Source organism: Stenotrophomonas sp. DDT-1 (assembly GCF_001580555.1).
In the GTDB taxonomy this organism is placed as follows: Bacteria; Pseudomonadota; Gammaproteobacteria; order Xanthomonadales; family Xanthomonadaceae; genus Stenotrophomonas; species Stenotrophomonas sepilia.
In genome coordinates, this window is sequence record NZ_LEKR01000024.1 from 1 (window position 1) to 12,983 (window position 12,983).

Consider the following 12,983-nt stretch of genomic DNA (forward strand, 5'->3'; position numbering starts at 1 on the left):
ACCAGCCCGATCTGGGGTTACCAGCGCGACCTGACCAAGGTCAACAACCCCGACGGTTACAGCCCGCAGTACGTCTCCAACGATTTCCTGGTGCTGCTGCCGGCCGCCAACAACCGCTACGCGATGATGGACCCGAACCGGTGCGCCAACGTGGCGGGCCAGTTCGACGGCACCACCGTGCTCGGTACCCGTCCGACCGGCCAGGCCTGCGGCTCTGTCTACGGCACCGGGTACAAGACCATCAAGAACGGCAAGGAAAGCGGGCAGATCTACAGCTCGGCCACCTTCGACGTGAATGACAATTTCCAGCTGTTCGGCGACGCGCTGTACAGCCTGGAGGAGGTCAAGTACGCCACCGGTTCCGGCTACACCTGGTGGGGCACCTCCTCGGGCTGGGGCCGCTTCTACGACCAGGCCAGCGGCCAGTACATGAACCTGCAGCGCGTGTTCGCGCCGGAGGACATCGGCGGCGGCGGTTACCGCGACATCATGAACACCGACCGCAACAAGGCCTACCAGGTCACCCTCGGCGGCCGCGGCACCGCAGGCAACTGGGACTACAGCCTCAGCTTCACCCGTGGCGAGTACAAGCTGACCGAGCGCAATTTCGTGCGCTGGAACGACCCGATCAACGACTACTTCGAGCAGCGTGTGCTGGGCCCGGTGCTGGGTACCACCAGCACCGGCTACAACATCTACAGCCCGAACTGGGAAGCGTTCTACGCACCGCTGCCCGCTGGTGACTTCCAGAGCTTCACCGGCTACAGCTACAGCGAAAGCCGCACCTGGCAGAACCTGGCCCGCGCCCAGGTCACCAATGGCTCGCTGTTCAAGCTGCCGGGTGGCGATGCTGGCTTCGCCGTGGTTCTGGAAGGCGGCAGTGAAGGCTGGGATTACACGCCCGACCCGGGCCTGATGGATGGCAGCGTGTGGGGGACCACCGCCGTATCCGGTGCCGGCCATCGCAGCAACTATGCGGTGACCACCGAACTGCGCATGCCGCTGCTGGAAACGCTGACCGTCACCGGCTCCGGCCGCTATGACGCCTTCAAGATCGGCAGCAACACCGTGGACAAGGCCACCTACAGCGTCGGCATCGAGTTCCGCCCGATCGAAAGCCTGTTGTTCCGCGGCAAGTACGGTACGGCGTTCCGCGCACCGACCCTGTCCGATGCCTTCCAGGGCCGCAGCGGTTACTACGCCAACGGTTCCACCGACTACTACCGCTGCGGCCAGCTGGGCTACGACCCGGCCAACACCACCGGCTGCCCGTACGACAGCGTCTCGGTGTTCGGCACCCGCTCGGGCAACCCCGACCTGGAGCCGATCACCGCCGACGTCTGGAATGCAGGCGTCGTGTGGGCACCGATCAACAACCTGTCGCTGTCGGTCGACTACTACAACTGGAAGATCAAGAACGAGGTCGATACGCTCAGCTCCGACCAGCTGCTGCTGGCCGAGTACTACTGCCGCAACGGCCAGTCCAACAACACCTCGGCCAGCTGCCAGAACGTCGATGACTGGATCACCCGTGATGCATCGGGCGTGCTCGACGAGATCTACACGCCGAAGATGAACGTCGCCCGCCAGAACCTGGAAGCACTGACCGCCAGCTTCAAGTACGTGCAGGACATCGGTCGCTTCGGTTCGCTGCAGTTCTCGGCCAACTACACCGACATGCTCAAGCGCAAGCTGCAGCCGCAGCCGGGTGACGAGTTCCTGGACCTGCTGCACGACCCGTATGCGATGTGGGTGTATGACTCGTACGCCAAGGTACGCGCGGACGGCTCGATCGGCTGGGCCAAGGACAACTGGACCACCACCCTGTATGCCAACTACATCGGCAAGACGCCGAACTACATGGCTTACGTGGGCAACGGCTATGACTACGTCCACAGCTCCGGCTACAAGGCAGGCAAGTGGGGTTCCTACACCACCTACAACCTGAGCGTGAACTACCGCGCGATGGAAAACCTGACCCTGTCGCTGATGGTCAACAACGTGTTCAACAAGATGCCGGACAACCAGCGCTACAGCTTCGCCGGCACCAGCGGCCAGCCGTACAACAACTACCTGTACAACGCCTACGGGCGCGCGATCTACGTGCAGGCCAAGTACGCGTTCGGCGTGAAGTAATCCCGCAACCGCAGCAACGGAAAAGCCCCGCCATGGCGGGGCTTTTTCGTGTCCGGCCTGAGCGGATGGAAGAACAGGCCCTGGTGGAACAGGGCCTGCCCATTCCCGGCCCCAGCGGAGCTGGCACTTGGGCTCATCGAACGCATCCACGCCCTCCACGAACGGCACAAGCGCGTTTGCCGCCTGACCACTATTCTTCGGCATGTAGCCGTAGAAACCGAGTGCAACTTGGCCGAATCGGCCCATACCCCGGTTGTAGAAACCTGTCGATCTCGGCCGACTGCTACAACTGCAAGATCGAGAACGGAGTTGATGCAGCCAGCATAGACCCGCTGCTGCTGGCCGAGTACTACTGCCGCAACGACTTGCCGAAGAGCTCCTCGGCCACCCATCAGGACGTGGCCGACTGGGTCGTACGCGATTCGGCCAGCAACCTGAGCTCGCTGTGCCCCCCCGAAGATGAGCCTGCCAGAACCTGCAGGCCCTTGCCGTCGGCTTCACGTACTTGCAAGACATCGGCCGCTTCGGTTCGCTGCAGTTCTCGGACAACTACACCAACATGCTGAAGCATGAAGTGCAGGTGCAGCCGGGTGAGGACTTCCAGGACCTGCTGGGCAACCCGACGTCGATTTGGAATTACGAAAGCTACGCAAAGGCACGTTCCGACACATCGACGACCTGGTCGCCAAGCGGGGGGATCGCCACGCTGCAGGCCAACTACGGCAGCTTCCTCCGCCCCTCTGATGAACACCGCTCCTGGACGGATGATGAAACGCCTATTTGCGCAAAGTGGCCCATCCCACCACGTTCAGCTTCGCGTCATCAAGTTGTGGCCGGCAGATCACAATTGATATTAAACGATTGTATTTGTTGCACTTTCAGCCAACTTCGAAGTGCACCCAGTACCATTTTGTGACATTTGTATGCATTTCTCGTTAAGGCCGTGTTAGGTTCCATGAACGACGCCCGTTATATGAACTTAGGTGTAACGAACGGACGGAACAGCACGCTTCAATTCATTAGGGGACCCATAACGATGACGTACAACCGCCCACTTGGCCGTCACCCGCTCAGCAGCGCCCTGCTCGTCGGTCTGCTCGCCGTGGCCGCAGCACCTGCCTTCGCGCAGGAAGCCTCCTCCAATCCGATCGACCTCGATCGCGTCAGTGTGACCGGCTCGCGCATTGCGCGTACGGGCTTTGTGACCCCCTCGCCGGTCACGGCCATCACCGCCGAGGAGATTCGTGCCACCGGTGCGAACAACATCGGCGATCTGATGACGCGCCTGCCAGCGCTGACACCGACCTACACGCTGGGCAACTCGACCCGCTTCATCGGCACCGCCGGCGTGGGTCTGATGGACCTGCGTGGCATGGGCACCTCGCGCACTCTGGTGCTGGTCAATGGCCGCCGCCACGTCGGCGCGACCTCGGGCTCCTCGGCCGTGGACGTCAACACCATCCCGGTGGAATGGATCGAGCGCGTGGAAGTGATCACCGGTGGTGCCTCGGCCGTGTACGGCGCCGACGCCGTGGCTGGCGTGGTCAACTTCATCATGAAGAAGTCCTTCGACGGCGCCGAAGTGCGCGGTCAGACCGGCATGGCCAGCGAAGGCGGCTTCAACCGCTCCTTCATCAGCGCCTCGGCCGGCACCGACTTCGCTGGTGGCCGCGGCAACGCCGCCGTCGCCCTTGAGTACAGCAAGCAGGACCGCTTCGTCCGCACCGACCGCGCCATCGGCAACGAGTTCCTGGTGTCGGTGCGCAACCCGAACTACGACAGCAGCAAGCCGTCCAGCGAAAGCAACCCGGAAACCGTGCTGGCAGGCCCGGGCGGCAATCACTCGATCTCCTTCGGCGGTACCTTCAACATCGGCACCTTCAACCCGAACAATCCGGCTACCTGGGGCAACCGCTACCAGTTCAACCCGGATGGCACCTTCCGCAAGCAGCGCTACGACGGCACCGTGGTCAGCGCAACCAGTTGCGTGAACTGTGATTTCGCCGACCTGAACTCGGTTGCCGACCTGCAGCCGAAGTTCGACCGCAAGAGTATCAACACGGTCGTCAACTTCGACCTGACCGACAACCATCGCCTGTACTTCGAAGGCAAGTACACCGAAACCGAGTCGGACTTCCTGGCACAGCCGTCGTTCGACCAGACCTTGCGCATCCAGCGCGATAACGCTTACGTGTCGCCGCAATTGCGTGCACTGATGACCAGCGCCGGCCTGAGCCAGCTAACCCTGAGCCGCTTCAACGTCGACGCCGGCCAGCGTGGTGAGCACGTGGAGCGCAACACCCAGCGCTTTGTGCTGGGCATGGAAGGCAACCTGACCGAGAACTGGACCTACGACGTTTACGGCAACTGGGGCCAGAGCGAAGTCAAGCGCTGGAACCTCAACAACCGTATCAACGAGCGTTGGCAGGCTGGCCTGGATACCGTGGTCAACCCGGCCACTGGCCAGATCGTCTGCCGCACCACGCTGAACCCGAACGCGACCAACCCCAACAACGGCAACCGCGTGTACTCGCAGTTCGCCCGCGAAGGCTGCGTGCCGTTCTCGGTGTTCGGCAACGGCGCGGTGACCCAAGCCGCACGTGACTGGATGAACGTCAATTCGTTCAACTACTCGCGCCTGCAGCAGTCGGTGTTCAGCGCGTCGCTGGCCAACGGCTCGCTCTTCAGCCTGCCGGCCGGTGATGTCGGCGTGGCCGGTGGTGTGGAATACCGCCGCGAAAAGAGCCGCGAGATCACCGATCCGCTGGCCGCGCAGGGCCTCACCTTCCTCAACGCCATTCCCAACCGCATGGGCAAGTACGACGTGCGCGAGGCCTTCGTTGAAACCACAGTGCCGCTACTGGCTGACATCCCGGGCATCTACAACCTGACCCTGGACGCCGCAGGCCGCTGGTCGGACTACAGCAGCATCGGCAAGACCACCACCTGGAAGGTGGGCCTGGACTGGACCATCATCCCGTCGCTGCGTGCCCGCGGCACCCTGTCGCAAGCGGTGCGCGCACCGAGCATCGGTGAGCTGTACAACCCGCAGAGCGAAAACTTCGCCACGGTCAACGACCCCTGCAACTACCTGGCCACCAACCCGAACCGCCCGAACACCGCGGCGGACCCGGCACTGCGCCAGGCCAACTGCTCGGCGCTGGGCGTGCCGGTCGGCTGGGTCGACACCTACACTGCCACCCGCCCGGGCGTCAGCGGCGGCAATCCGGACCTGAAGCCGGAACGCGCACGCAGCTTCACCTATGGCCTGGTCTGGCAGCCTGATTTCCTGCAGGGCTTCGGCATGTCCGTCGACTACTGGTGGATCAGTCTGAAGGACGCCATTGGTGCGGTGACCGCGCAGACCAATGCAACCCGTTGCGTGGATTCGCCGGGGGGGATCAACAACAGCTTCTGCGGCTTCATCGAACGCGCACCGGTGGGCGGCAAGACCGATGCTGGCGGCCGCACCTTCCCGGAATACTCGATCAGCCGCTGGGTTGCGCTGAACGAAAACCTCGCCCGCTCGCGTCGCGTCGGCGTCGATCTGGAAATGGACTACCGCTTCAAGCTGGCCGAGGGTGACACCGTCATCCGCCTGGTGGGCACCCGTCTGCTGCAGTCGCGCGAGTGGGCCTTCCAGGCCTTCCCGAACGAGTACGACGAGAACGTCACCTGGGTGACCGATCCGCGCTGGCGTGGCCAGTTGCAGACCAAGTACTCGCTGGGCCAGTGGCGCGCGTCGTGGGACATGACCTACGTCGGCCCGAACCTGCGTGTGCAGCCGAAGAGCTACCAGGCCAACCCGGGACAGACCAGCCCGATCCGCAACGGCTCGTACACGTACCACAACTTCCAGTTCGGCTACCGCTTCCCGGGTGACAAGATCGACGTCTACATGGGCATCGACAATGCCTTCGACAAGGATCCGCCGGTGAACTACTTCGGCTCTGACGTCGGTTCGGCGATGTACGACAACATCGGCCGTTACATGTACATGGGCGCCACCTACAAGTTCTGATCCATCCAGAACCGCAACACCCGACAGACCCGGCTTTTGCCGGGTCTGCCTTTTCCGGGCCCGGCAAAAGCCCTTGCGCCCGACCATGACCTTCGACACCCTTGCAGGTCTGGCCGGCGGCGTATCGTTCGGCCCACGGTCGCACCTGCGGCCACTCCCTGACTCACTCGGCCCGGAGGCCATTCAAGTGACCCGTACTCCCAAGATCGTGCTGCTGACCCTGGCCGTTTCGGCCGCGCTGGTCGGCTGCGGCAAGACTGAAACCCCGGCCAAGGACGCCGCCGCCTCCGCCCCGGCCACCGCCGAAGCCACCACCTATAAGCTGGACGAGAGCAAGCTGCCGGCCTACAACGCCTTCCAGCCGAGCGACCTGGACACCACCAAGGACGCCTGCACCGCCTTTGGCGACTACGTCAACAGCAAGTGGCTGGCCGCCAATGAAATCCCGGGCGACCGCACCAGCTGGGGCGCGTTCACCATCCTCGACGAGCGCTCGGTGGCCGTGCAGCACCAGCTGGCCGAACAGGTCGCGCAGGTCAAGAACCCGAACCACATCGAGAAGATCGTCGGCGACCTGTGGGCGACCGGCATGGACGAAGCGAAGATCAACGCGCAGGGCATCGAGCCGCTGAAGGCCGACCTGGCGGCGATCGACGGCCTGCAGGACAAGGCAGCGATCGCCAACTACCTGCGCACCAGCGCCGCCAAGGGTGACAACGTCCTGTTCGGCTTCGGTGCCGAAGCCGACTTCAAGAACTCGGCCATGAACATGGCCTACGCCAGCCAGGGCGGCCTGGGCCTGCCGGATACCACCTATTACACCGATGCCAAGAACGCCGACAAGCTGAAGGCCTACCAGGCGCACGTCGCCAAGGTGCTGGAGCTGTCCGGCGTCGCCGCGGCCGACGCGGCCAAGCAGGCCGAGGACGTGATCAAGTTCGAAACCCGCCTGGCCAAGGCTTCCAAGTCGCGCGTCGAGCTGTCGCGCAACGTCGAGCTGTACTACAACCCGGTCACCCTGGCCGACGCCGACAAGCTGACCCCGAACTTCAGCTGGACCGAGTTCTTCAAGTCGCAGGGCGTGGCCGCACCGGAGAAGTTCTCGCTGGCCATGCCGGCTTTCCATGAGGAAGTGAGCAAGGCGCTGGGCGATACCGACCCGTCGGTGTGGCGCGCCTACCTGCGCTTCCACACCGTGGACAGCGCCTCGCCGTACCTGGCTGACGCCTTCGTGCAGGAGAACTACGAGTTCTACGGCAAGACCCTCAACGGCCAGAAGGAACAGAAGCCGCGCTGGAAGCGCGTGCTGGGCACCATCGAGAATGATGCAGGTGAAGCCTTCGGCCAGCTGTACGTGAAGGTCGCCTTCTCGCCGGAAGCCAAGGCGAAGATGGAAGAACTGGTGAAGAACCTGGCCGCCGCGCTGAAGGACCGCATCCAGGGCCTGAGCTGGATGAGCGAGGAAACCAAGGCCAAGGCCATCGCCAAGTGGGAGACCTTCACCCCGAAGATCGGTTACCCGGACAAGTGGCGCGACTGGTCGGGCCTGCAGACCCAGCGCGACAGCTTCCTCGGCAACGTGCGCGCGGCCAACGAGTTCAACTACAAGTTCAACCTGTCCAAGATCGGCAAGCCGGTGGACAAGACCGAGTGGGGCATGACCCCGCAGACCGTCAACGCCTACTACAACCCGCTGCAGAACGAGATCGTGTTCCCGGCCGCCATCCTGCAGCCGCCGTTCTTCGATCCGAAGGCCGACGACGCGCTGAACTACGGCGGCATCGGTGCGGTGATCGGCCATGAAATGACCCACGGTTACGACGACCAGGGTGCACGCTTCGGGCCGACCGGCAACATGGAAGACTGGTGGACCCCGGCCGACAAGAAGAACTTCGAAGGCCTCACCGGCAAGCTGGTCAAGCAGTTCGACCAGTACAAGGTCGACGGCCAGGCGGTGAACGGCCACCTGACCCTGGGCGAGAACATCGCCGACCTGGGTGGCCTGGCCACCGCCTACGACGCGCTGCAGAAGGCCTCCGCCGGCAAGGAAGATGCGAAGGTCGATGGCTTCACCCGCGACCAGCGCTTCTTCTTCAACTGGGCCACCGTGTGGCGCACCAAGTACACCCCGGAAAACGCCAAGGTCCGCCTGGCCACCGATCCGCACGCCCCGGCGCAGTTCCGCGCCATGGGTGCGCCGTCGAACCTGCCGACCTTCGCCGCCGCGTTCCAGTGCAAGGGCGGTTCGCCGATGGCCCGCACCGGCGAGCAGCAGGTGGTGATCTGGTAAGCAACGGCTGACGTTGCGGCATACCTGCAAGGGCCCGGGAATTCCCGGGCCCTTGTTTTTCACAGCGCCCGTCATCCGCGCATGACCCACGCCGTTGGTAGATGCCGACCTTGGTCGGCGCACGGCTCGGCGGAGCCACCGTGATGCGTGCATGCCGCGCCCATGCCCGGCTTGCTATAGTGCGCGCGCCCTCAATCCATCACGGATTCGTTCCACATGCCCAACTTCCGTCCGCTTGCCATCGCCCTGGGCATCAGCCTGGCGACTCTGCTCCCGACCCACGATGCGTTTGCCGCCGCCAAGAAGAAGGCCTCACGCGCCCCGGCCGTCAGCGCCCAGTGCAGCGACTTCTACGACGCCACCAATGCAGGCTGGCTGAAGGCCAACCCGGTGCCGCAGACCGGCGCCACGACCGCACTGGGCCAGCTGGTCGACCGCAGCCGCCAGCAGCAGCGCGACCTGCTCGACGCCGCGATGAAGTCGCCGCAGGGCAACGTGCAGAAGCTGCTGGGTGACTTCTGGGCCAGCGGCCTTGACGAAGCCGCCGTGGAAGCGGACGGTTCCAATCCAATCGCCCCGCTGCTGACCCGCATCAACGCCATCAAGAAGGCCAAGGATGTGCCGGCCTCGATCGCCGCGCTGCACCAGGTGGGCATCCCGGTCGCCTTCAACTTCGGCCCTGACGTCGACCTGAAGGCACTGGACCGCCACATCGGTTACTTCATGCAGGGCGGCATGGGCCTGCCGGATCCCGCGTTCTATACCCGCACCGACGCCGATACCGTGGCGCTGATGGGTCGCTACCGCAACTACGTCAAGCAGATCCTGGCGCTGACCGGCACCCCGGCGGCCAAGCTGGATGCCGAATCGCAGGCGGTGATCGCGCTGGAGACCGAGCTAGCGCGCAACGCGCAGTCGCTGGCCGGCATCAACAACCCGTTCAACAACTACGCGCCGATCTCCACCAAGGAGCTCAACAGCCGCTACCGCAACCTGCAGCTGGACGCGTTCCTGAAGGCACAGGGCGTGGATGACGATCTGGTCTCGCTGGCCGATCCGGGCCTGTTCAAGCAGCTCGACGGCATGGTCACCAAGCTCAAGCCGGACCAGTGGAAAGCCTACCTGCGCTGGCGCGTGGGCGATTCGATGGCGCCGTACCTGTCCAAGGCCTACCGCGACGCCGAGTTCGAATTCCGTGGCCGCGTGCTGCGCGGCGAAACCCTGCCACCGCAGCGCTGGGAAAGCGTGCTCGATGCGATCAACGTAGCCGCCGGCCCGATGGTGGGCCGCGAATATGCCGCGCGCTACCTGTCCGCCGAAGATCGTCGCCAGGCGGCGTGGATCGTCGACAAGCTGCGCGAAGTACAGATCGAAGCGGTCAAGAACAACAGCTGGATGAGCGCCGAAGCCAAGGCTGAAGCGCAAGCCAAGCTGGCTGCGCTGAAGATCGAGATCGGCACCCCGCTGCGCGACCTGGACTACAGCGTGCAGCCGATGGGGCGCGGCTCGTTTGGTGGCAACATGCTGATTGCTTCGACCTGGCGCCACCGCGAGGAAATGAAGCGCATCGGCAAGGGCAATGCCGACCGTCGCTGGGACGTGCTGCCGCAGCAGCCGTCGCTGGCCTACGACCTGGCGCAGAACCGCCTGATCGTCACCGCCGCGATCCTGCAGAGCCCGGTGTTCAACGCCAAGGCCGACACCGCCGACAAGTTCGGCAGCTTCGGGGGCCTGGTCGGCCATGAGCTGACCCGTGCGATCGATGCCAAGGGCGCGCTGGTCGATGCCAAGGGTGAGTTGCGCAGCTGGTGGACCCCGGCCGACAAGACCGCCTGGACCCTGCTCGGCAATCGCGTGGCCGCGCAGTACAGCGCCTACGACTTCCCGGGCGTGAAGGGTGCCAAGGTCAACGGCACGCTGACCCAGGAAGAGAACCTGGCCGACATCGCCGGCCTGGAACTGGCGTGGGCGGCGTATGCCGCGCAGGAGCCCAAGGCCAAGCAGGCACAGCAGCAGGGCTTCTTCCGCGCCTGGTCGTCGCTGTGGGCACAGCAGCTGTCGCCGAACGAGGCCGCGCGCCGCCTGACCGCCGACATCCGCGCACCGGGCCTGTGGCGCAGCAACGGCACGCTGGCGAACCTGCCGGCGTTCGGTGCCACCTTCAGCTGCAAGGCCGGGCAGCCGATGCAGCGCAGCGAAGCCGACCAGATCAAGGTCTGGCGCTGAGCCGGCTGCCGCACTGGGAGTACAAAGGGCGCCTTCGGGCGCTCTTTTTTTGCGGGTGCAGCACGATCCCGGATTAACACCGGGCGTGCTATCGCTGCGCCTTCGTCCATCGTGGAGCCGGACATGGCACACAAGAACACGATCTGTATCTGGTACGACAACGGCGCGCTCGAGGCCGCCACCTTCTATGCCAACACCTTTCCCGACAGCGCGGTGAGCGCTGTCCACCACGCCCCGGGCGACTACCCGGACGGCAAGGAAGGCAACGTACTGACGGTCGAATTCACGGTCTGCGGCATCCCCTGCGTCGGCCTCAACGGCGGCACCGCGTTCAAGCACAGCGAAGCCTTCTCCTTCCAGATCCAGACCGAGGACCAGGCCGAGACTGACCGCTTGTGGGACGCCATCGTCAGCAACGGCGGACAGGAGAGCCAGTGCGGTTGGTGCAAGGACCGATGGGGCGTTTCCTGGCAGATCAGCCCACGCATGCTGATCGAAGCGGTGACCAGCCAGGACAAGGCACTGGCCAAGCGCGCCTTCAACGCGATGATGCCGATGAAGAAGATCGACATCGCCACCATCGAAGCGGCAATCAAAAAAGGGGACGGAGGGGATTAAGTCGTTATTCCCCATTGCCTGTGACCCCATGCGGATTGCGACTTAATCCCCTCCGTCCCCTTTTTCCGAGGTGCTGATGTCCTGGGATGCGATCATCATCGGTGGCGGCCACAACGGCCTGGTCTGCGCGGCCTATCTCGCACGTGCTGGCAAGAAGGTGCTGGTGCTGGAACGTCGTGGCGTTCTCGGCGGCGCGGCGGTCACCGAGGAATTCCACCCCGGGTTCCGCAACTCGGTGGCGTCCTACACGGTGTCGCTGCTGCAACCAAAGGTAATCGACGATCTGCAGCTGCATGCGCATGGGCTGCGCATCATCAATCGCCCGGCCAACAACTTCCTGCCATTGCCGGACGGCCGCTACCTGCTGTCCGCACCGGGCCGCACCCAGGCCGAGGTCGCGAAGTTTTCCGAGCGGGATGCACAGCGGCTACCCGAATACGAAGCGCGCCTGGAGATCTTCGCCGACGTGCTGCGCGCCTGGGCCCTACGCGCGCCGCCGGACCTGGGTGCAGCAGGCGGTTGGCGTGCGCTGCCCGCCCTGTGGCAGATGGGCCGTCTCGGTCGTGAACTGGCCACGCTGGATGCCTCGCTGCGGCAGGAGCTGCTGGACCTTTTCACGCTGTCGGCGGCCGAGTACCTGGACCGCTGGTTCGAAAGCGAGCCGATCAAGGCGCTGTTCGGCTTCGATGGCATCGTCGGCAACTACGCAAGCCCCTATACACCGGGCAGTGCCTACGTACTGCTGCACCACGTGTTCGGCCAGTGCAATGGCATGAAAGGTGCGTGGGGCCATGCGATCGGTGGCATGGGCGCGATCAGCCAGGCCATCGCCACTGCCGCGCGGGAGGCCGGGGCTGAGCTGCGCGTGGATGCCGGTGTGCAACGCCTGCTGATCGAGCAGGGTCGTGTCGTGGGCGTGGCGCTGGCCAACGGCGAAATCCTGCGCGCACGCGCGATGATCGCCAACGTCAATCCAAAGCTGCTGTACGAGCAGATGCTGGCACCGGAGCAGGTACCGGACGCAACGCGCGAACGCATGGCGAACTGGCGCTGCGGTTCCGGCACGTTCCGGATGAATGTCGCGCTGTCGCAGCTGCCGGACTTCCGCGCTCTGCCCGGTCCCGGCGATCACCTCAGCGCCGGCATCATCATGGCCCCAAGCCTGGATTACATGGACCGTGCCTGGCTGGATGCGCGTCGCAATGGCTGGTCACGCGAACCAATCGTGGAAATGCTCATTCCCAGCACGCTGGACGATTCGCTGGCGCCGCCGGGGAAGCACGTCGCCAGCCTGTTCTGCCAGCACGTGGCGCCCGTGCTGCCCGGTGGGCGTCACTGGGATGATCATCGTGAAACGGTGGCCGATCTGATGATCGCCACCGTTGAACGGTATGCGCCGGGTTTCGCTGGCAGCGTACTGGGCCGCCAGGTGCTGTCACCGCTGGATCTGGAGCGCACCTTCGGCCTGATCGGCGGCGACATCTTCCACGGAGCGCTCAGTGCCAACCAGTTGTTCTCGGCACGGCCGATGGTTGGCCAGGCTGGCTATCGTGGTGCCCTGCCCGGCCTGTATCTGTGCGGGTCGGGAACACATCCCGGGGGCGGCGTGACCGGCGCGCCAGGTCACAATGCAGCGCAGGTGGTGTTGCAGGATCTGTGAGGGCGTGCCAACCAAGGTTGGCACCTGCAGCG

The 12,983-nt window shown here is 64.5% G+C and carries 7 protein-coding genes; all 7 read left to right on the plus strand.

Translation table 11 applies throughout. The annotated features are described in order from the left end of the window. Positions 1–2,136, plus strand: a 2,136-nt coding sequence (locus AB839_RS12625; protein WP_061479631.1) for a TonB-dependent receptor, incomplete at its 5' end; no start/stop codon positions are given. Positions 2,137–2,641: 505 nt separating this feature from the next. Continuing rightward, positions 2,642–3,052 (plus strand): hypothetical protein, encoded by a 411-nt coding sequence (locus tag AB839_RS21945; protein ID WP_229298473.1) that lies wholly within the window; start codon positions 2,642–2,644, stop codon positions 3,050–3,052. A gap of 120 nt (positions 3,053–3,172) precedes the next feature. Continuing rightward, complete coding sequence (locus tag AB839_RS12635; RefSeq protein WP_061479633.1) at positions 3,173–6,157, plus strand: TonB-dependent receptor; 2,985 nt, start codon at positions 3,173–3,175, stop codon at positions 6,155–6,157. Between the two features lie 187 nt (positions 6,158–6,344). After that, positions 6,345–8,447, plus strand: a complete 2,103-nt coding sequence (locus tag AB839_RS12640; RefSeq protein ID WP_061479634.1) for a M13-type metalloendopeptidase — start codon at positions 6,345–6,347, stop codon at positions 8,445–8,447. 216 nt (positions 8,448–8,663) lie between these two features. Then, positions 8,664–10,673 (plus strand): M13 family metallopeptidase, encoded by a 2,010-nt coding sequence (locus AB839_RS12645; RefSeq protein WP_061479635.1) that lies wholly within the window; start codon positions 8,664–8,666, stop codon positions 10,671–10,673. Positions 10,674–10,796: 123 nt separating this feature from the next. Further along, entirely contained in the window at positions 10,797–11,291 is a 495-nt protein-coding gene (locus AB839_RS12650) for a VOC family protein (RefSeq protein WP_061479636.1), read from the plus strand. 76 nt (positions 11,292–11,367) lie between these two features. Beyond that, complete coding sequence (locus tag AB839_RS12655; RefSeq protein WP_061479671.1) at positions 11,368–12,951, plus strand: NAD(P)/FAD-dependent oxidoreductase; 1,584 nt, start codon at positions 11,368–11,370, stop codon at positions 12,949–12,951. The last annotated feature ends 32 nt before the right edge of the window (positions 12,952–12,983 follow it).